The 264-nt window shown below is 36.0% G+C and carries 1 protein-coding gene; it reads left to right on the top strand.

Translation table 11 applies throughout. From position 1 onward, the window contains the following. A partial coding sequence (locus tag SB752_RS32645; protein ID WP_410719536.1) for a helix-turn-helix domain-containing protein occupies positions 1-228 on the top strand: 228 nt, incomplete at its 5' end. Positions 229-264 lie beyond the last annotated feature (36 nt).

The raw sequence follows: 264 nt of genomic DNA, 5'->3' as shown, positions 1-264 counted from the left end.
CTATTAAATGACATAGAAAAACTTATCGACGAAAAAATACAAATTAAGCCGAATGTTCAACCGAACGAATGGCTTAGAAGTAAATCAATACGTGAAATAATGAATGTCTCACCAGCGACGCTGCAAAACATCCGTATCACTGGAAAAATCCGTTTCAGAAAGGTTATGGGTTCCTATTACTACAGTAGAACAGATCTCTTAAAGCTATTTGGGGATGGAAACAAGTAGTGCAGATCGATGGTTAACATTTTTAAAGAAAGCAAC

This window comes from Brevibacillus sp. SIMBA_040, assembly GCF_046535075.1.
In the GTDB taxonomy this organism is placed as follows: Bacteria; Bacillota; Bacilli; order Brevibacillales; family Brevibacillaceae; genus Brevibacillus.
Note: the sequence above shows the minus strand (reverse complement) of the source record. Positions and strands in the feature narration are given on the sequence as shown.